This window comes from Bifidobacterium sp. LH_419 (assembly GCF_056356955.1).
In genome coordinates, this window is record NZ_JBKEVG010000002.1 from 204,027 (window position 1) to 222,950 (window position 18,924).

General features: G+C 66.4%; 17 protein-coding genes and 2 tRNA genes. 13 read left to right on the plus strand and 6 right to left on the minus strand.

The window, feature by feature from the left end; all coding sequences use genetic code 11:
* The first annotated feature begins 20 nt into the window (after nt 1–20).
* The 4 genes from rsfS (at nt 21) to AC1AYX_RS03455 (ending at nt 1,436) form a co-directional block, all read left to right on the plus strand.
* Entirely contained in the window at nt 21–404 is a 384-nt protein-coding gene (rsfS, locus tag AC1AYX_RS03440) for a ribosome silencing factor (protein WP_034526502.1), read from the plus strand.
* Nucleotides 404–1,114 (plus strand): histidine phosphatase family protein, encoded by a 711-nt coding sequence (locus tag AC1AYX_RS03445; protein ID WP_476502208.1) that lies wholly within the window; start codon nt 404–406, stop codon nt 1,112–1,114. The genes rsfS and AC1AYX_RS03445 overlap by 1 nt, the downstream gene beginning before the upstream one ends.
* A gap of 121 nt (nt 1,115–1,235) precedes the next feature.
* Nucleotides 1,236–1,308 (plus strand) — tRNA-Ala (locus tag AC1AYX_RS03450).
* A 55-nt stretch (nt 1,309–1,363) separates the two neighbouring features.
* Nucleotides 1,364–1,436, plus strand: a tRNA-Ala gene (locus tag AC1AYX_RS03455).
* A gap of 213 nt (nt 1,437–1,649) precedes the next feature.
* Here the strand turns inward: AC1AYX_RS03455 and AC1AYX_RS03460 are convergent.
* Both AC1AYX_RS03460 and AC1AYX_RS03465 read right to left on the minus strand, forming a co-directional pair.
* On the minus strand, nt 1,650–2,753 hold the full coding sequence (locus AC1AYX_RS03460) for a hypothetical protein (protein ID WP_476502186.1): 1,104 nt from the start codon (nt 2,751–2,753) through the stop codon (nt 1,650–1,652).
* 162 nt (nt 2,754–2,915) lie between these two features.
* A complete protein-coding gene (locus AC1AYX_RS03465; protein WP_476502209.1) occupies nt 2,916–3,851 on the minus strand; it encodes a DMT family transporter in 936 nt (311 codons plus the stop codon).
* A gap of 172 nt (nt 3,852–4,023) precedes the next feature.
* Here AC1AYX_RS03465 and AC1AYX_RS03470 point away from each other — a divergent pair, with 172 nt between their 5' ends.
* The gene (locus AC1AYX_RS03470) at nt 4,024–4,428 is read left to right on the plus strand and encodes a pyridoxamine 5'-phosphate oxidase family protein (RefSeq protein WP_476502187.1); all 405 of its coding nucleotides are present in this window, start codon (nt 4,024–4,026) and stop codon (nt 4,426–4,428) included.
* A 98-nt stretch (nt 4,429–4,526) separates the two neighbouring features.
* Here AC1AYX_RS03470 and AC1AYX_RS03475 read toward each other — a convergent pair whose 3' ends face one another.
* The 3 genes from AC1AYX_RS03475 to AC1AYX_RS03485 are packed head-to-tail and all read right to left on the minus strand — an operon-like array spanning nt 4,527 to nt 6,392.
* Nucleotides 4,527–4,808, minus strand: a complete 282-nt coding sequence (locus tag AC1AYX_RS03475) for an addiction module antidote protein (protein WP_476502188.1) — start codon at nt 4,806–4,808, stop codon at nt 4,527–4,529.
* A gap of 17 nt (nt 4,809–4,825) precedes the next feature.
* Nucleotides 4,826–5,143 (minus strand): hypothetical protein, encoded by a 318-nt coding sequence (locus AC1AYX_RS03480; RefSeq protein WP_476502189.1) that lies wholly within the window; start codon nt 5,141–5,143, stop codon nt 4,826–4,828.
* 4 nt (nt 5,144–5,147) lie between these two features.
* Nucleotides 5,148–6,392 carry a THUMP-like domain-containing protein gene (locus AC1AYX_RS03485; protein ID WP_476502190.1) on the minus strand — a complete coding sequence of 415 codons (1,245 nt, stop codon included), beginning with the start codon at nt 6,390–6,392 and terminating at the stop codon, nt 5,148–5,150.
* A gap of 109 nt (nt 6,393–6,501) precedes the next feature.
* Here AC1AYX_RS03485 and AC1AYX_RS03490 point away from each other — a divergent pair, with 109 nt between their 5' ends.
* The 7 genes from AC1AYX_RS03490 to metF all read left to right on the plus strand — a co-directional run bounded on the left by AC1AYX_RS03490 (nt 6,502) and on the right by metF (nt 14,762).
* Entirely contained in the window at nt 6,502–7,347 is an 846-nt protein-coding gene (locus AC1AYX_RS03490) for a histidine phosphatase family protein (protein WP_476502191.1), read from the plus strand.
* A 156-nt stretch (nt 7,348–7,503) separates the two neighbouring features.
* Entirely contained in the window at nt 7,504–8,454 is a 951-nt protein-coding gene (locus tag AC1AYX_RS03495) for a magnesium transporter CorA family protein (RefSeq protein WP_034528002.1), read from the plus strand.
* 8 nt (nt 8,455–8,462) lie between these two features.
* On the plus strand, nt 8,463–9,401 hold the full coding sequence (locus AC1AYX_RS03500) for a transporter substrate-binding domain-containing protein (protein ID WP_476502192.1): 939 nt from the start codon (nt 8,463–8,465) through the stop codon (nt 9,399–9,401).
* A gap of 95 nt (nt 9,402–9,496) precedes the next feature.
* Nucleotides 9,497–10,552 (plus strand): tRNA (adenine-N1)-methyltransferase, encoded by a 1,056-nt coding sequence (locus AC1AYX_RS03505; protein WP_476502193.1) that lies wholly within the window; start codon nt 9,497–9,499, stop codon nt 10,550–10,552.
* 127 nt (nt 10,553–10,679) lie between these two features.
* A complete protein-coding gene (locus AC1AYX_RS03510) occupies nt 10,680–11,237 on the plus strand; it encodes a SixA phosphatase family protein (protein ID WP_476502194.1) in 558 nt (185 codons plus the stop codon).
* A gap of 283 nt (nt 11,238–11,520) precedes the next feature.
* Complete coding sequence (gene metE, locus AC1AYX_RS03515) at nt 11,521–13,827, plus strand: 5-methyltetrahydropteroyltriglutamate--homocysteine S-methyltransferase (protein WP_476502195.1); 2,307 nt, start codon at nt 11,521–11,523, stop codon at nt 13,825–13,827.
* An 80-nt stretch (nt 13,828–13,907) separates the two neighbouring features.
* Nucleotides 13,908–14,762 (plus strand): methylenetetrahydrofolate reductase [NAD(P)H], encoded by an 855-nt coding sequence (gene metF / locus AC1AYX_RS03520; RefSeq protein ID WP_476502196.1) that lies wholly within the window; start codon nt 13,908–13,910, stop codon nt 14,760–14,762.
* Between the two features lie 112 nt (nt 14,763–14,874).
* On the opposite strand, the gene AC1AYX_RS03525 is transcribed toward metF, so the two are convergent.
* A complete protein-coding gene (locus AC1AYX_RS03525) occupies nt 14,875–15,249 on the minus strand; it encodes a hypothetical protein (protein ID WP_476502197.1) in 375 nt (124 codons plus the stop codon).
* A gap of 145 nt (nt 15,250–15,394) precedes the next feature.
* On the opposite strand from AC1AYX_RS03525, the gene AC1AYX_RS03530 reads away from it, so the two are divergent.
* A complete protein-coding gene (locus tag AC1AYX_RS03530; RefSeq protein ID WP_476502198.1) occupies nt 15,395–18,526 on the plus strand; it encodes a bifunctional [glutamine synthetase] adenylyltransferase/[glutamine synthetase]-adenylyl-L-tyrosine phosphorylase in 3,132 nt (1,043 codons plus the stop codon).
* Nucleotides 18,527–18,924 lie beyond the last annotated feature (398 nt).

Sequence of the window (18,924 nt, forward strand, 5' to 3'; positions counted from 1 at the left end):
CAACAGACACGAGGAGATTCATGACCGCACTGCAGTCATCCATCGACGACATCCGCATCGCCGCCGAGGCGGCCGACCGCGTCAAGGCGACCGACATCGTCGCCTACGACGTGACCGGACCGCTCGGCATCACCGACATCATGATGATCGCCGGCGCATCCAACGAGCGCCAGGTGCTCGCCGTCGCCGAGGAGATCGAAAAGGATCTCTACCTCAAGTGCGACGGGCGCAAGCCGCGCGACCGCGAAGGTCTCACCGAAGGCCAGTGGGTGCTGCTCGACTACGGCGACTACGTGATTCACGTGATGCACGAGGAATCCCGTGAATTCTACGGACTGGAGCGTCTGTGGCGCGACTGCCCGCAGATCGACCTGGAGCTCGCGCACCCGGAAAGCGCCGAATGATGGTCCGCCACGTCCGATCCGTCTTCCTCGTGCGTCACGGGCGCACCTCCTACAATGCGGCGCACAAGCTGCAGGGGCAGGTCGACATCCCGCTCGACGCCGTCGGCCGGTGGCAGGTCGTCCAGACCGCGGCCGCGCTGAAGTCGCTGTACGTCGACCGGCGTCCGGAGGTCACCGGACGTCTCATCGTCTCCTCCGACCTGAGCCGCGCCCACGCCACCGCGCAGGCGTTCGCCGACGCGCTCGGCGGCCCCCGGGCGGGCGTCGAAGTGCATGACGACGAGCGCGTGCGCGAACGCAGCTTCGGCGAATGGGACGGCCACGCCGTCGCCGAACTCGCCGAACGCTACCCGGAGGACTTCGCCTCATGGCGCATGCATGGCGGCGGCGAACTCAAGTACGGCGCCGAACCCAAAAGCCACGTGGGCATGCGCGGCATGGAGGCGCTGAACGACTGGGCCACGCGCGCGGGGGAGGACACCGACCTGTTCGTGTTCTCCCACGGCGCGTGGATCGCGCAGACCCTGCAGACCCTGCTCGGGCTGGACAAGGTGGATCCCACGTTCGCCACGGTCGTCTCGATGCGCAACGCGCATTGGGTGCGGCTCGCGCTGATGGACATGCCTGACGGCACGTTCCGTTGGCGTCTCGCCGAATACAACCATGGTCCGGCCATCGCGGACACGCCCGAATGGGAGAAGGAACGCTGACGTGGCGCGATTGTCGTCCGCGTGCCGCAAGCGCGACACGCGGACGACACGCGTATTTGCCTGAAACGGTTCTTCGTCGTAATGTATACGAGGTTCGCACGGCGGGCTGATAAATGAATACGGGGCTATGGCGCAGCTGGTAGCGCATCTCCATGGCATGGAGAGGGTCAGGGGTTCGAATCCCCTTAGCTCCACGAAACGCGATGATTCGAATGACTTCGATGATGGCGTTCACGGATAAATGAATACGGGGCTATGGCGCAGCTGGTAGCGCATCTCCATGGCATGGAGAGGGTCAGGGGTTCGAATCCCCTTAGCTCCACAGATACGGCGAAGGCCCGCAGGATTGGTTTCCTGCGGGCCTTCGTGTTGTTTCGGCGTATCCGTGTATCGGGGTTATAGGAACCAAACGTGGTGTTTTAGAAATCCCGGGCGTGGTGTGGATGCTGTCGCAGGATCGGCGGCGCTTACGCCGAGCGCCCTCCCGGTCCGGCCACGTCGGACTGGGAGGGCGCTCGATGATGTCGACGGACCGTCAGTTCGTGGCGCCGGAACCGGTGTCGGTCGAACCGGATCCGGTCGAACCGGAGGACGAACCCGACGTGCCGCCGGACGATTCGGAGCCGCTCGTACCCGAGCCGCTGGAACCGGACGAGGACGACGAGCCGGAGCCGGAGGACGTGCCGCCGGACGATTCGGAGCCGCTCGTGCCCGACGAGGACGAGCCGTTCGAACTGCTCGAACCTGAGGAGGACGACGAACCGGACGAGGAGGAACCGGACGACGAGGAGCCGCTCGTGCCCGAGGACGAGCTGGAGCCGGACGTGCCGGAGGATGACTCCGAACCGGAGGACGAGCCCGACGTGCCGGACTTGCTGCCGGACTTCGTGCTGCCGGTGCCGTCGGTCGTGTCGGTGTCCGTGCCGTCGGTCGTGTCGTAGCCGTACTGGTCGCTCGGCTTCTCCGGCTTCGTCGGCGTCTCCTGCGTGGTCGTGTCGGTGTCCGTCGTGGTCTTGGACGTGGAGGACGGGCTTACGATGTCACGCACCACGGAGTCGGTGCCATGGCCGTTGGTGAACAGCATGACCACGCCGGCGGTGATCGCCACGCCCACCAGGCCGCTCACCACGGAGACGATGATGGCCATGCGCTTCGGGTCGATCTTGCGCTTGCCGCGTAGCTCGGCCACGTTGTAGGTGCTGGTGTTCGTCGCGGGCGCCGTCCTGCCGGCCGCCGGCGGCAGCGGCACGTCGCCGATGCCGAGAGTACGGCCCTTCCCGCCCGCTTCGAGCACATCGGTGGCGTTGAAGCGCCCGATGACGGTCTCGTCGCCGGTGTCCGCGGTGTCCGCGTCTTCCGCGGTGGCCGTGCCGTTCGTCTTGGTGTCGTCGGCGTCGTCAGCCGAGTCGGCGGCGGACTCGGCGTCGCCGTCCTTCTTGTCGGCGGAATTGCCGCTCAACGGATTGACCTCTTGGAGCTTCTCTCCGGAGGCCTTGAGGATCGTGCCGTAGATGTTCGAAGCCAGCGTGGAGATCACGTAACTGGCCGCCGCGCCGATGACCGAGCCCGCGATGCCGATCTTCGCGGACAAGAGGAACGAGGTGACGGCGGCAAGCGATCCCGCGATGATCTGCGACATCGATATGCCTTGGAAAAACTTCTTCACGAAGATAGAACGTACCCAAAACCGCTGGGAATAGTCTGTGGCGTCCACGAAAGACTCAGAATGCTTACATGTGTGCGGGAATCTCCACACAAGCGACATGTCGGCGTCACATGGACGCGCCGGCATGCCCGTGGTTCAGTTGCGGTGCAGCGAATGGCGCGTCGGCTTGAAGACGGACAGCAGCACGGCCGTGAAGATCAGCGCGAACCCGACCAGCGAGCTCCACGTGATCCGTTCGCCCCAGAACAGGGCGGAGAACGAGACGGCGAACAGACTCTCCGTGCACATGATGATCGACGCCTGCGAGGCGGGCACGTGCGCGAGTCCGATGTTCTGCATGATCTGCGCGCTCATCGTGGCTCCGAGGAACAGATAGAGGACGCTCGCCACCACCGGCGGGGCGAGCCAGGCGGCGTCAGGTGCAGGCTCGGTGAACGCGGCGCCCGCGACGAACAGCACACCGGCCACGGCGAACTGCACGAAGGTGACGGCGATCGGGTCGAAGCGTTTCGTATACACGCCGAGGCAGGTGAGGTTGAACGAGAAGACGACGGCCGTGCCGATTGTCAGCCAGTCGCCGACGGACGGGGAGAGCGTCATGCCGTTTTTGAGCGAGACGAATCCCACGCCGACGAGGCAGATCACGCCGGCCACCAGGTTGATGGCCTTCGGCCGGACTTGGGAGACGATCCACGTGGCGAACGGCGTGAGCACGCAGTAGGCGGCGGTCAGGAACGCGCTGCGCCCCGGGTCGATCGTCTGCAGGCCCGTCATCTGCGTGACCATCGTGCCCCAATAGGTGACGCCCACCACGAGCGCCGGCACGATGATCGACCGGTCGAGCGCAGGCAGGATATGACGGTGGAACAGGGCGAGCATGCACGCGCAGGCGCCCGCCATGCGCAACGCCATCAGCCATTGCGGCGGGATCGCGGTCATCGCCACCTTGGCGAGCAGATAGCTACCGCCCCACAGCGCCGCGCACGCGAGCAGCATGATGCGCGCCAGATTCGGCGGGAACGAGCGTGACCAGCGACTGCGCAGCGCGTTGAACCGTTCGACCATCCGCATGCCCATCGTGCGTTCCTTTCCCGAATGTTGCCGGACGCTCATACGATACGGCCCGCGCGGCCGTGACATGCCCATGTGGGCATCCTCACAGCGAACGGCGGCCGGGCGCGTCGGGGGAGTGGGTAAGGTGGGTGGCGGATACAACCGTCCGCTGCAACGAAAGGACACTGTCATGGCAACGATCACCGCCGAGATGAAGACCTTCATCGAGAACAATCTGGGCTGGATTTCCACCGTCTCCAAGGACGGCCAGCTCGACCTCGGCCCGAAGATGAGCCTGTTCGTGCTCGACGACAACCACATCGCCTACCACGAGCGCACCGCCGGCCAGGCCTACGAGAACCTCAAGGACGGCTCCCCGCTGGTCATCGCGTTCGCGAACCTCGCCGAGAAGAAGGGCTACCGCTTCCGCGGCACCGTGACCCTGCACTCCGACGACGCCATCTACGAGAGCCAAGTGAAGGTCGCCGAGGAGAAGGGCACCAAGAAGCCGGCCGTCATCCCGGTGCTCGAAGTCACCGAGATCCAGAACCTCGCCTCCGGCCCCACCGCCGGCAAGACCATCGAGAAGGACTGAGCCTTCCGGCCCACGTTTTCCGTGCAGGGCCCCGGGCCGATGACCGCTTCCGCGCATCGGACCGGGGCCTGTCTCGTATCGCAGCCGATCGCAGCCGATCAGACGGGTTGTATGCTGATTCGGCCTCCGAGCGCGCGGACCACCTTGACGATGGTCTGGAAGCTTGGATTGCCGTCCCGACTCAGGCTCTTGTACAGGCTTTCCCGACCGACGCCCGCCTCGGCGGCGATGCGTCCCATGCCACGTGCGCGGGCGATGTCACCGAGCGCCGCCTGCATCAGCGCGGGGTCCCCCGTTTCCGCGACAGCGTCCAGATAGTCGATCGCGTCCTGTTCATCGTTGATGTAGTCGCTCGCATCCCATGTGCTGACGTTCACCATTGTCCATCCTCCTTGAGTCATGCAAGCATTTTCTTGGCGCGCTCGATGTCCCGCTGCTGCCCGCGTTTCGTACCGCCGGCAAGCAGCAGCATGAGCGCGCCTTGCTTTATAGGCGATGATTGATTGTATCTTTTGGGATACAGTTTGGCAACTGTGCCGCCGAGTGCTCGCTTTGCATGTCGGCTCCCGTCCTCGTGGCGATGATGAGCATTACGTATGCACATCGTCGCGAACGTGACGGTCGTGACGCAAACCGTACGGGGAATGTGGTCGGAGCCCTCGGGAATCTTCACAAACATGATTGAAAAGACATGATTGAGAAGATGGAGCGTCAATGAATCATCGCTTGTGCGAACGGATGACGATGTGGCGGCCGGCGGCGTCGGTGGTGGCGAACAGGTAGGCGTCGCCGCCGTCCTTGAGTTTGAGCTTCTTCCTCAGCGCGGCGACCGGGAGCGGGAAGTTGCGTGTGGCGATGTTCGCGTGCGTGAGTCCGTCCGTCAGGCGCTTGAGCTCCTTCTTGTTCATCGTGGCGACCATGTCGACCTCGAACGCGCGGCCGGGGAAATCCTCGACCGGATTCCCGGAGACGAACAGGTGGCTGTCGCGTGCGACCGGGGCGACGGCGAACCGGCGTGCGAGCAGGGCGAAGCAGCCCGCCTTCATGATCGACGCGTTCGGCTCGTACAGGTACCGCCACGAACCGGGGTCGGCGGGGTCGGCCGATACCGCGTCGCCGGCCGCATCGTCGCCGGCCGTGGCGTCGTTCCCGTCGTTCCCGTCATCATCCGCATCGAACGCCAATACCCGCCCGTCGTTCACGCAGAAGACCCGCGGCGCGGCGCACGCGTCGCGGCCGATGACGAGCAGCAGCTCCTTGCATTCGTTGGCGACGGACACGATATGCACCTCATGCACATGTCCCGCGAAATCGGCGACCGTCTTATGCCAGTCGAGCATCGGAGAGAGCTTCACCATCACGTGCGGCGCGACGGCGAGCAGCCGATTGATGAGCCCCAGCACGTCCGGCGTGCAGTCGGCGATCGCGTACGTGCGCGTGCCATGCGCGTCACGTCGCGCCGGATCGAGGAACGCCATCGTCGCCGCATCGTCCGGCAACGTCGCGAGATAGACGGCCGCGTCGTCGTTCACGACGCGCGCGTGCGCGAGACCGAGCGCCGGCAGGTTGTGCGCGGCCAGCTCGCACAGATGCTCTTGCCGCTCCACGTAGACCGCATGGTCGAACGCGCGCGCCATATACGAGAAATCCACGCCGAAACCGCCGGTGAAGTCGATCAGCGTCGTCGGTGAGCCGCCCGCGACGATCCGCCGCGCGACGTCCGCCTTGTAGCGCGCCGTCGCCTCCGACGAGCACTGCTCCATCGCCAGGTGCGGCGGATAGACGACGCCTTCGCACGCCGCCCAGCCGGGCAGCTTCACGCGCGCCGTCCGGAATCCGGCGATCTGCTCCAACGCGGCCGTGAGATCCACGTCCGGACCCGGCTTCGCGTGCAGCGCGAGGTCGCGCACGTCCCCATCCCTATGCGCGCGGGCGAAGGCGCGCGTGGCATCCGAAATCAACACCGCTCCATTGTACCGGCGGCCCGGCGCGCCGCGGCGGCGGCACCGGCGGTCATGTGGGAAGCTGGGACGTGGATGGCGGCACGGCCGCAGGCGACGGAAAGGACCGACGATGATCGACGAGATCGTGATGCTCAGGCACGGACGCACGAACTACAACCTCCAACGCCGATTGCAGGGGCAGATCGACGTGCCGCTCGACATCGTCGGCCAATGGCAGGCCGACCAGTCCGGGCTCGCGCTTGCCGCCCGCTACTACTGGGCGAAGGTGAGCCGCCTCGCCGACGATCCCGCGGCGATCCCGCAGCCGGGACCCGAGGCCCGGGAGAGGACCCGCACGTTCGAATACGAGGAGGCCCCCGCCGCACGCCGCCGCATGGCCGTCATCAGCTCCGACCTGTTCCGCGCCATGCAGACCGCGCATGCCTTCGCCGACATCCTCGGCCTTCCCGTCACGCCCGACCCGCGTCTGCGCGAACGCTCCTTCGGCCAATGGGAGGGCCTGACCCGCGACGAGGTGCGCGCGGTGGACGCCGAAGCCTACGCCTCATGGAAGCGGCATGAGGGCGGCGAGACCGCCTATGGGGTGGAAAGCCGCCGGGCCGTGGGGGAGCGCGGCGCGAAGGCCGTGCGCGACATCATCGCCGACCCCGCCTATGCGGGCGAGCGGCCCGTCACGCTGATGCTCGTCGGCCACGGCTCGTGGATCGTCGCGACGATCAGCGAACTGCTCGGCCTCGACCCGGACGGCATGAACGCGGTCGGCTCGATGCGCAACGCCTGCTGGAGCCGTCTCGCCGTACGCCACACGGTCAATGGGAAGCCCGCGGCCGAGCCGATGTTCGACCTCGTCGAACACAACCAGGGTCCCGCCGTCGCGAACCTCGGAGACTGGGAGAACGGCCCCGCCGAACTCAGGGGTCCGCACATGCCCGCCTGGAAGCCGATTAACTGGTGACGTCCGCATCGGCCGCGGCGTCTCGCGAATTCACCGTGAATTCAACCGCAATGGCGATATCCGTCGGCACACGTCCCGTACATGGGACTAGACTTGTCGAGGTTTTCGGGGCGGGCCCCGATCGGACGGACGCGGCGAAAGGCGGGTGAAGAGACGATGTTGAGGATGTTCAGCACCATTAACGGCCAAGTGGAGCGGGTCGACAAACCGGAGAACGGCTCTTGGCTGTGCCTGAGCGAACCCACCGACGTGGAGCTCGCCACCGTCGCCTCCGAGACCGGCGTCGACCTCGCCGACCTGCGTGCGCCGCTCGATGACGAGGAGAGGTCCCGCGTCGACGTCGAGGACGACTACACGATGGTCATCGTCGACATCCCGACCGTCGAGGAGCGCGGCGGGCGCGACTGGTACGAGACCATCCCGTTGTCGATCATCGTCACCGAGCATCTCATCATCACCGTGTGCATGCAGGACACGCCCGTGCTCCACCCGTTCATGGAGGGCACGATCCGCGGGTTCAACACGTACATGCACTCCCGGTTCATCCTGCAGATCCTCTACCGCAACGCCACCATGTACCTGCGCTACCTGCGCATCATCGACCGCGAGAGCGACAAGCTCGAACTCAAGCTGCGCCACTCCATGCAGAACCGCGAGATCGTGATGCTCATGGAGCTCTCCAAGACCTTGGTCTACTTCACGACCTCCCTCAAATCGAACGAGATCGTGATGGAGAAGCTCACTACCCTGCAGCGCATCAAGCAGTACCCGGACGACGAGGACCTGCTCGACGACGTCATCACCGAGAACAAGCAGGCCATCGAGATGGCCAACATCTACAGCGGCGTTCTCGCGAACATGACCGACGCGTTCGCCTCGATCGTGTCCAACAACCTGAACAACGTGATGCGCATCTTCACGATCATCTCCATCACGCTGTCCATCCCGACGCTCATCTTCTCCATGTACGGCATGAACTTCCAGGACGGCATGCTCGGCATGCCGCTGACCGACAAATCATGGGGCTTCGCCGTCATCATCCTCATCTCCGTGGCGCTGTCCGTCGCCGTCACCTGGTTCCTCACCCGTTCGCGCATGTTCAAGTGAGGCGCCGCATGGCAGCCATCCGCAACCGAACCGATCGCCCGCGGCGTTACCATGCGAGCCGCCGGCCGGGCGCGCGCACGCGCGTCGCGCGGGGCCTCGCCGCCGCGCTGACGGCGCTCGCGCTCGCCGCGACGGCGGGCTGCGGCGGCGCCCCCTCCACGGTGAGACAGCCGGACGGCCCCACCATCGCGATCGGCGTCGCCTCCGACGAGCCGGGACTGTCACGCTGGCATGACGGCGGCTACGGCGGATTCGAGGTCGAGATCGCCCGATACGTCGCCAAGAAACTCGGATACGCGAACAAGCAGATCGTCTTCAAACAGGTCGAACCCGCCAACCGTCTCGAACTGCTCGCCGACGGCACCGTCGACATGGTCGTCGCCGGCATGCCGATGCCCGCCGACGACGGGAACGACGACGGCCGGGACAGTGGCGGCAAGGACGGTGACGCGGGCGCGACGGGCGTCGCCTCCGATGCCGGCGCCACCTACGCCGGACCGTACCTGACCACGCGACAGGGACTGCTCGCACGCCCCGACGACGCCGGAAGCCTCGGCGACGTCGCCGCGCTCGCCGGCAAGTCCGTCTGCGCGGTCGCCGGCAGCGGCGCGAAAGACGCGCTGCTCGCCGTCGCGCCGCGGGCGAGGACGCGCGAACGCGACACCTACCCGCAATGCGTCACCGACCTCATGGTCGGCACCGCCGACGCGATCGCCGGCGACGCCGTCACGCTCGCCGGACTCGCGCGCGACGAAGGCGGCACGCTCACGGCGCGCGTGAAGGGCGTGCGCTACGGGAGCGTGCGCTACGGCATCGCCGTGCAGGCCGGAGCCGTCACGCTCGCCGCCGACATCGCCGAGGCGCTCGACGACATGCGCGCCGACGGCTCGTACCGCGCCGCGCTGGACGCGCTCGCCGACGCGACCGGCTGGCGGCCGGCACGGTAGGCGGTAGTCCGTGCGATAGGGCACGATGACCGTATTCCGTCGACGTTCCGTCGACGTTTCCCGAGAACGACAGCAGACAGCTAAGGAGACCGTTCATGCGACGTGGACCGCTTCAGGCGGGCGAGAAGGTGCAGTTCACCGACCGCAAGGGCAAGAAGATCACCGACCAGATCGTCGCCGGAGGTAGCACGCAGACCGAGCACGGCCTGATCCTGCACGACGACGTGATCGGACGCACCGAAGGCGTGGTCGTCACCACCGTCACCGCGAAACGCGAGGCGCAGGTCAACGCCCTCCACCCGGAACGCGACGCCGGCAAGCCGTGGAAGGCGGCGCGCGCGATCGGCGGATGGCAGTACGCGGTGATGCGCCCACGTCTCGCCGACTACGTGCTGTCCATGCCGCGCGGCGCGCAGATCATGTACCCGAAGGACATCGCGCAGGTCATCCAGCTCGGCGACATCCGCTCCGGGCACCGCGTGCTCGAATCCGGCGCCGGCTCGGGCGCGATGAGCGTCAACCTGCTCGACGCGGTGGGGGAGAACGGCGGGCTCACCACCATCGAGCTGCGACCCGACTTCGCGCGCGTCGCCGAGGCGAACGCCACGCTCTACTACGGAGGAAAGCCCGCGTGGTGGGACCTGAGGACCGGCGACTTCGACACGGTGGCGGCCGGGCTGCCCGAACACCATTACGACCGGATCATGCTCGACATGCTCGACCCGTGGAACCGTCTCGAACAGGCGTGGAGGGTGATCGCGCCCGGCGGCGTGCTCGTCGCCTACATCACCACGACCACGCAGATGAGCCGCATGGTCGAGGCGCTGCGCGAATCCGGGCGGTGGACGGAGCCGGTCGTGCAGGAGACGCTCGAACGCAGCTGGAAGGTCGCCGGCCTCGCCGTGCGCCCCGACCACCAGATGATCGGCCACACCGGATTCCTCGTCGTCGCGCGGGCCATGGCCGACGGCTTCACGGCGCTGAAGAAGCGCGAACGCCCCGCCAAGGACACCGTCACCGACGTGGACGAGATGACCGCCGAGGAGCGCGAGGCGCAGCTGGAGGATCTCGAGCTGCGCGACATCTCCGACCGCAAGCTGCGCAAGGTGCTGCGCGACCTCGACCGTCAGGTGGGCTCGCTCGACGCCTGACGTGATGCGCGGGCGCGGGCGCGGACGTATAATTGAATGATGTATTCGTGAGCGCTCACGCATATGACGCATATGACGCGTGCATATGACGCGTGAGGCGGTGGACATCGAGGCTGGGAGGCCCAAGATGGGAGTCAATCCGAACAAGGTCGCGAAGCGGGCCAAGGGCTACGACCACATCCTGATCGTCATGCGGCATGCGAAGGCGGAGCCGTTCGGCGCCGAGGGCGACTACGGCCGCGAGCTCACGTCGAAGGGGCTCAAGCAGGCGAAGAAGGTCGCCAAGGGGCTCGCCGAGATGAAGCTCGTGCCCGACGCCATCGCCTGCTCGGCCGCCACGCGCGCCCGCCAGACCCTGGGCAAGATGCTCAAGACCTTCGGCGACAAGCCCAAGGTCGACTACCATCAGAGCCTCTACGACGGCGGCATGCAGGCCGTGTTCGACGAGCTCACGCACGTCAAGGACAAGGCGCGCGTGCTCATGGTGCTCGGCCATGAGCCCACCGTCTCGATCGCCAGCCAGTGGCTCGCCTCCTCCGAATCCGATCCGGAACGTCTCGACCTGCTCAATCTGGGGCTCCAGACCGCGGGCGTGGTGATCTTCGGCTCCGACAAGCCGTTCAAGCAGTGGCAGGTGCACTCCGGCGACCTGCTCGCCGTGATGAGCTCCTCCGACTTCGACTGAGCGCCCTCGCCGGGGCGGGCACGGACGGACGCGGCCGGTATCGCAACCGGTATCGCAACCGGTATATGGTCATGGCGGCGCGGGAACGACGCGGGCGGCGTATACTCGCCGCTCGTGTATTCGTCCGGTTGCCAAGCGCTCGTTGAACAAGGTCGGGAAACGGCGCTATAAAGCCGATTGATAGCGACACTTAACCGTCGCTGATGACCCTGTTTGCGGATGTGTTTGATAGGCTGGGCGGGTTGAAAAGCCGTTTCGTTAACGCTAGCAGTATGGAGGATTCATGGCTGCACTCACGTCCGTGTCCGGATTCCCGCGCATCGGTCAGAACCGAGAGCTGAAGAAGATCATCGAGGCCTACTGGAAGGGCAACGCCTCGCTGGATGAGGTGCACGCCACCGCCAAGGAGCTCAGGGCCAAGCACTGGAAGCTCCAGGCCGCCGCCGGCGTCGATCTCATCCCGAGCAACGACTTCAGCTACTTCGACCAGCTGCTCGACACCGCGATCCTGCTCAACGTGATCCCCGAGCGCTACCAGCGCCTCGGCTTCACCGAGCCGGAGGAGACCCTGTTCGCCATGTCCCGCGGCTACCAGGGCGACAAGGGCGACGTGACCGCCCTGCCGATGAAGAAGTGGTTCACCACCAACTACCACTACATCGTGCCGGAGATCGAGCCGTCCACCGAGATCAAGCTCAACGGCACCAAGCCGTTCGACGAGTACCTCGAGGCCAAGGAGCTCGGCATCGAGACCAAGCCGGTGCTCATCGGCCCGTACACGTTCCTCAAGCTCGCCCGCGACGACGACGCCCAGGAGCTCGCCTTCGACAAGGGCCTCGTGAACGCGGTCGCCACCGTGTACGCCGAAGCGCTCGCCAAGTTCAACGAGCTCGGCGCCAAGTGGATCCAGATCGACGAGCCGTTCCTCGTGCTCGACAAGCAGCCGGGCGACGTGGAGCTGTTCAAGAGCCTCTACGCGAAGATCCTGCCCGCCCGCGACGGCAAGATCAAGGTGCTGCTCAACACGTACTTCGGCCACATCGCCGACGTGTACGAGACCGTCAACCTGCTCGGCTTTGACGGCATCGGCCTCGACCTCAACGAAGGCAAGGACGAGAACCTCGCCGCCGTCTCCAAGCACGGCGTCGCCGAGGGCACCACGATCTTCGCCGGCGTCGTCAACGGCCGCAACATCTGGCGCAACGACTACGCCGTGAGCCTCGGCCTCGTCGACGCCCTCAAGCAGGTCACGCCGAACGTCGCCGTCTCCACCGCCAGCTCCCTGCTGCACGTGCCGTTCAGCACCGAAGGCGAGACCGCCCTCGACCCGGCCGTGCTCAAGCACTTCGCGTTCGCCGTCGAGAAGCTCGGCGAGCTCAAGGAGATCGCCACGCTCGCCGACGCCGACGACGAGGCCCGCAAGGCCGATCCGGCGCTCGCCGCCAACCAGGAGCTGTTCGACGGCACCCGCGTGGCCGCCGACCCGAAGGTCGCCGAGCGCATCGCCGCCCTCACCGACGCCGACTACACGCGCCAGCCGGCCCGCGCCGAGCGTCAGAAGCTGCAGCGCGAGGCCCTCGGCCTGCCGCTGCTGCCCACCACGACGATCGGCTCCTTCCCGCAGACGCGCGAGGTGCGCGCCGAGCGTGCGAAGTTCCGCAAGGGCGAGATCACCAAGGAAGCGTACGACGAGTTCATCAAGGGCCAGATCGACGCGTGCATCAAGCACCAGGAGGAGATTGGCCTCGACGTGCTCGTCCACGGCGAGTTCGAGCGCAACGACATGGTCGAGTACTTCGGCCAGAACCTCAACGGCTTCCTGTTCACCAAGAACGCGTGGGTCCAGTCCTACGGCACCCGCTGCGTCAAGCCCCCGATCGTGTGGGGCGACGTCTCCCGCGCCAAGCCGATCACCGTCGCATGGTCCTCGTACGCGCAGAGCCGCACGAACCACGTCATGAAGGGCATGCTCACCGGCCCGGTCACCATCCTCAACTGGTCCTGGCCGCGCGAGGACATCACCCACGAGCAGCAGACCCAGCAGCTCGCCCTCGCCATCCGTGACGAGGTGCTCGACCTGGAGGCCGCCGGCATCAAGGTCATCCAGATCGACGAGGCCGCGCTGCGCGAGAAGCTGCCGCTGAGGAAGACCGACTGGCACTCCAAGTACCTCGACTGGGCCGTGCCCGCGTTCCGTCTCGTGCACTCCGGCGTCAAGCCGACCACGCAGATCCACACGCACATGTGCTACTCCGAGTTCAACGACATCATCCGCGATATCGACGCGATGGACGCCGACGTGATCTCCTTCGAGGCGTCCCGCGGCGACCTCGTCGTGCTCGACGCCATCCACGAGGCCAACTTCGAGACCGAGGCCGGCCCGGGCGTCTACGACATCCACTCCCCGCGCATCCCCTCCGAGCAGGAGATCGAGGAGCGCATCGGCGAGATCCTCAAGAAGATGGACGTCGAGAAGGTCTGGATCAACCCGGACTGCGGTCTGAAGACCCGCGGCAACGCGGAGACCTGGCCGAGCCTCGAGCACCTCGTCGCCGCCGCCAAGGCCGTGCGCGCCCAGCTCGCCAAGTGATCGCGTCAGCGGCAACGCAATGAGATGAGTGAGGCTCCCTCCCCAAGAGGGAGCCTCACTCGCGAAGGAAGGTTTCAATCATGCATCAGCCGATGTTCTCGCTGGAAGTGTTCCCGCCGAAGCGGGACGCGCCCGTCGGCACCATCTACGACACGCTCGACGGCCTGCAGGGCATGCACCCGGACTTCATCTCGGTGACCTACGGCCACGGCACGCACGCCGACCGCACCGCCACCGCGCGCATCGCCAACACGATCCGCAAGGAGTACCGCATCCCCACGGTCGCCCATCTGACCGCCCTCTACTCCGACGAGGCGAAGGTCGACGAGGCGTTGGAGATGTTCGAGCACGCCGGCGTCGACGCCGTGCTCGCCCTGCGTGGCGACTACATCGAAGGGGAGACCCCAGTCGGCGTCTTCGAGCACGCCATCGACCTGGTGCGCTACATCCGCGCCCGCAAGCCGGATCTCAAGGTGTTCGGCGCCTGCTATCCGGAAGGCCACTACCAGGCCGCCTCGCTCGACCAGGACATCGACTATCTCAAGGCCAAGGTCGACGCCGGCGCCACGCGTCTCATCTCCCAGCTGTTCTACGACAACGAGGACTTCTACCGTTTCCTCGACAAGGCGCGCGCCGCCGGCATCGATGTGCCGATCGAGGCGGGCATCATGCCGATCAACGGCGCGAAGTCGCTGCGTTCCATGGCCGCGAAGAACAACACGGTCGTGCCGCCCGCCGTCGAGGCGCTGCTCGAGCGGTGGGGGAACGACGTGCCCACGTTGCGTGAGGCGGGCATCAACTACGCGTCCGCGCAGATCACCGACCTCGTCGCCCACGGCGTCGACGGCGTGCACCTGTACACGATGAACCGTCCCGCCACCACGCGCCGCATCTGGCGCAACGTGCGTCCCCTGTTCACCAAGACGGAGGAGTGACGGCGATTCGGCGGTGATCCTGTGGTCCGGGAGCGGCGCCGAATCACCGCCGAGCCGGTCCCGAATCGACGGAAGGCGGTGGAATCCCATGTCGGGAATCCACCGCCTTCCGTCATCCGCGATGCGGGGAACGGGCGTCACTTCCGCTTCTTCGACGCCTTTCCGCCGTTCCCCCGCCGCGCTTTACCGGAGCCTTCCTCGGCTGCAGCCACGGGAAACGACGGAGCGCCCACGCGTGCAACGGCGGAATCTTGCCGATGGCGAAGCCCGCCAGCATCGCGAACGTCGCCGCCCAGGAGGCGGCGTCCTGCTTCATGAAGATCAGCACGACGATCAGACCCACGCCGACCACGCCGAGCACCTGCGAGGCCTTGTTCTGCTCCTCGGTGAGCTCGTCCTTCCTGAACGGAACCAGACCGAAGAACACGCCTATCGGCACGCCGACCACGCACGAGGCGACGACGCCCGCGATATCAACAGCGTTCATGACCATACCCTTTCCGGACCGTCCGCGGCACGCGTGCGCGGCGCGGCGTCCGACATGCGGCGCCGGCCGCCGTGAGAGGCCCCGCCGCGAAACGATTGCGACCGCGTCCCAGTCTAACGCAGGGCGCGGTGTACATTAGCTAGGTATGAACGCAAATGACGCATTCCGCCCCTCCGCGATGGATCTGATCCGCGCGGGCCTGCAGAACCTCGACGACGCGCGCGGGCAGTTCGACCGTCTCAAAGCCGACGGGGTGCCGGACGATCGGCTGCGGTTCATCCTCAAGGCGCTCGCCGAGGCATGCGACCCGGACGCGGCCCTCGCCAACCTTGTCGGCATCACCAACGCCGTGCAGAGCCAGGGACGCGACTTCGAGGAGATGGTGCCCGACCAGCCGGCGTTCGAACGGCTCGTCACCGTGCTCGGCGTATCCGACGCGCTCGGCAAGCTCATGCGCTTCCGTCCCGAACTCGTCGAAGCCGCATCCAAGGACAGCTGCGACAGCCACCTGTACGACCACGCGCAACGACGCGCGCACATCCTCAAGGCCGTCGGCGCCGATCCGGACGAGACGGCCGCGCCCGCCGCCACGCTTCCGCTCGCCGAATCCGCCACCGCGTTGCGCGGCACCTACCGCCGCCAGCTCGCCGCCATCATGGCGCAGGACGCCACCGCCGCCGACCCGTGCGCCATCCAGCCGACCATCAGCCGCGAACTGTCCGATTTGGCCGACGCGGCGCTCGAAGGCGCGCTCGCCATCGCCCGCCACGAAGTGCCCGGCAGCGAACACGTACGGTTCGTCATCATCGGCATGGGCAAGCTCGGCGCCCAGGAACTCAACTACGTGTCCGACGTGGACCTCATCTACGCGGTCGAACCCGCCGACAAGGAGATCGGACGCCAGGAGCTCATCCGCATCGGCACGAAGATGGCCACCACCCTGCAACGCGTATGCCAGTCCGTGATCATGGGCGTCGCCGAACCGACCCTGTGGCAGATCGACGGAGGGCTGAGGCCCGAAGGCAAGGACGGCCCGCTGGTGCGCACCATCGACTCGCATCAGGGCTACTACGAGCAGTGGGCGGAGAACTGGGAGTTCCAGGCGCTCCTGAAGGCCCGGCCCGTCGCCGGCGACCCGGAGCTCGGACGCGCCTACATGGACATGACCCGACCGTTCGTCTGGTCCGCCGCCAAACGCGACAACTTCGTCTACGACTGCCAGAAGATGCGCAAGCGCGTCGAAGACCTCATCCCCGCGCCGCTCAAGGACCGCGAGATCAAACTCGGTAAAGGCGGTCTGCGCGACGTCGAATTCACCGTGCAGATGCTCCAGCTCGTCCACGGGCGCACCGACGAGACGCTGCGCACCCGCTCCACGCTCGAATCGTTGGCGCGTCTCGCCGAAGGCGGCTACGTGTCGCGCAAACAGGCCGCGCGGATGTCCGCCGACTACCGGTTCGAACGCGTGCTCGAACACCGTCAGCAGATGTGGGCGTTGAAACGCACCCACCTGTTCCCCGACCTGGGCGCGGGGGCGAACCTCGGCGGGCTCGAACGCAAACGCGACGTGGACGTGGACGCGCTGAACCAGAACCAGGAGCTGCGCCGCGTGGCGCGCGCCTTCCGCCTCCACCCGGAGGAACTCGTCGAACGCTACGACGAGACGCGCCGCGAAGTGCGCCACCTCCACCTCGACATCTACTACCGGCCGATGCTGCCCGTCTCCGCGCAACTGGAGGACGACCAGATCGACCTGAGCCAGGATGCGGCCCGCGAACGCTTCAGCTCCATCGGATTCGGCGATCCGGACGCCGCCATGCGCCACGTCGTCGCCCTCACCAACGGCCTCGGGCGCGCCGCCAAGATCAACCGCATCATCCTGCCCGCCGTGCTCGAATGGCTCGGCCAAGGCCAGAACCCGGACATGGGCCTGCTCAACTGGCGCAAACTCGAAGAGCATTTCGGCACCGAAAGCGAATACCTCGGCTTCCTGCGCGACTCCACATCCGCCGCACAGCGCCTGTGCCACGTGCTGTCCAATTCGCGTTTCCTCGGCGACGCGCTCAACAAGTCCGTCGAATCGGTCACCTGGCTCGGCAACGACGAACGACTCAAGGCGCGCACACGCGACAGCCTCGACGTGCAATGCCGCTCCTCGCTGGAACGCAACGCGGGCGACATCAACGACTTCGCCACATCGATGCGCGCCATGCGCCGGCACGAGATCGAACGCATCGGCCTCGCCTGGATGAGCGGCGTGATGGACGACGCCGCGTCATTGGAAGGCATGACCGACGTGTATGACGCGATCATCGACGCGGCGCTCACCTGGGCGGTCAACAACCGGATGCGCGAATTCGGGGCGGACGGCGGCGCCGATGCCGGTGGGGCCGCCGCGGCGCCTGCCGCGCTCGCCGTCATCGGCATGGGCCGCTACGGCGGACGTGAGGTGAACTTCAGCTCCGACGCGGACGCGATCATCATCTACCGTCCCGGCGACGGCGTCGACGAGCGCACGGCGAACCTGTTCGCCCGCAAGGTCGTCGAAGACCTGCGCGCCATCCTGCAAGGGCCGACCACGCTGGAACCGAAGATCGAACTCGACCTGGATCTGCGGCCGGAAGGCAAGAACGGGCCGCTCGTGCGCTCCTACGCCTCCTGCGAGGAGTACTACCGTTCCTGGTCGAGCACGTGGGAACGGCAGGCGCTGCTGCGCGCCCGGTACGCGGCCGGCGACGAGGCGCTCGCACGCGACTTCCTCACCAATCTCGCCGACCCGCTGCGCTACCCGCACGTCGACCTGACCGACGCCGAAATCGGCGACATCCGCAAACTCAAGGCGCGCATGGAGGCGGAACGACTGCCGCGCAACGTGCGCCGCGACCGCCACCTCAAACTCGGCAAAGGCGGCCTATCCGACGTGGAATGGACCGTGCAGCTCATGCAGCTGCGTCACGCCGGCGACATCAAAGAGCTGCGCGTTGGCGGCACCCTGGCGGCCCTCGACGTGCTCGAACGCCGCAAGCTCATCGACGCGGGCGACGCCGCGACCCTGCGCCACGCGTGGACGATGTGCACGGCGGCGCGCAACGGCAACTACCTGTGGTCCGGACGCGTCAACCAGGCCGACATCCTGCCCGACGACATGTATTCGCTCGGCGGCATCGCCGTCTACCTCGGCTACGACGCGAACCGCGGGCAGCATTTCGAGAACGACCTGCTCGCCGTCATGCGCAAGGCCAGGGAGGTCACCGACCGTCTGTTCTACGGGCGCTGAGTGGTCCGGGGTATGGGAACCGGGCGGCGCGATGCGGCATGCGTCCGTCGCCCGGCCCTCTGCAATCGCGCGGGGAAGAGATAACGGTGTCTGCTCTCCCTGTGGGGGGGCTGCCCGTCTTCGGCGGGCTGAGGGGGTTGTTGGGGTGGTGTTTCGTGTGTGTTGCGACACGCCGGTGGATGCTTGTGTTTCCGGGGTTTTTGGGTGTGTTTTGTGGTGTGGGTTTGCGGTGTTGGTCGGTGTGGTGTAGGTTATTCATTCGCTGCCGCTGAGCGGTCCGGTTGTCTGCTGTTGGTTGGTTTCCGGGGTGTTCGGCGCGTGGTGGTGGTTTGAGAACTCAAGAGTGTGTTGTACTACTTACTTCTTTATAGTCAATGATTGCCAGTCCGATTCCCGCT

Excerpts from the sequence above, each read along its gene's own strand:
- AC1AYX_RS03525 (WP_476502197.1), bottom strand. The coding sequence starts at position 15,249 with ATGAACGCTGTTGATATCGCGGGCGTCGTCGCCTCGTGCGTGGTCGGC.
- rsfS (WP_034526502.1), top strand. The coding sequence starts at position 21 with ATGACCGCACTGCAGTCATCCATCGACGACATCCGCATCGCCGCCGAG.
- AC1AYX_RS03490 (WP_476502191.1), top strand. The coding sequence starts at position 6,502 with ATGATCGACGAGATCGTGATGCTCAGGCACGGACGCACGAACTACAAC.
- AC1AYX_RS03510 (WP_476502194.1), top strand. The coding sequence starts at position 10,680 with ATGGGAGTCAATCCGAACAAGGTCGCGAAGCGGGCCAAGGGCTACGAC.
- AC1AYX_RS03470 (WP_476502187.1), top strand. The coding sequence starts at position 4,024 with ATGGCAACGATCACCGCCGAGATGAAGACCTTCATCGAGAACAATCTG.
- AC1AYX_RS03505 (WP_476502193.1), top strand. The coding sequence starts at position 9,497 with ATGCGACGTGGACCGCTTCAGGCGGGCGAGAAGGTGCAGTTCACCGAC.
- AC1AYX_RS03465 (WP_476502209.1), bottom strand. The coding sequence starts at position 3,851 with ATGCGGATGGTCGAACGGTTCAACGCGCTGCGCAGTCGCTGGTCACGC.
- metF (WP_476502196.1), top strand. The coding sequence starts at position 13,908 with ATGCATCAGCCGATGTTCTCGCTGGAAGTGTTCCCGCCGAAGCGGGAC.
- AC1AYX_RS03475 (WP_476502188.1), bottom strand. The coding sequence starts at position 4,808 with ATGGTGAACGTCAGCACATGGGATGCGAGCGACTACATCAACGATGAA.
- AC1AYX_RS03495 (WP_034528002.1), top strand. The coding sequence starts at position 7,504 with ATGTTGAGGATGTTCAGCACCATTAACGGCCAAGTGGAGCGGGTCGAC.
- AC1AYX_RS03530 (WP_476502198.1), top strand. The coding sequence starts at position 15,395 with ATGAACGCAAATGACGCATTCCGCCCCTCCGCGATGGATCTGATCCGC.
- AC1AYX_RS03460 (WP_476502186.1), bottom strand. The coding sequence starts at position 2,753 with ATGTCGCAGATCATCGCGGGATCGCTTGCCGCCGTCACCTCGTTCCTC.
- metE (WP_476502195.1), top strand. The coding sequence starts at position 11,521 with ATGGCTGCACTCACGTCCGTGTCCGGATTCCCGCGCATCGGTCAGAAC.
- AC1AYX_RS03445 (WP_476502208.1), top strand. The coding sequence starts at position 404 with ATGGTCCGCCACGTCCGATCCGTCTTCCTCGTGCGTCACGGGCGCACC.
- AC1AYX_RS03500 (WP_476502192.1), top strand. The coding sequence starts at position 8,463 with ATGGCAGCCATCCGCAACCGAACCGATCGCCCGCGGCGTTACCATGCG.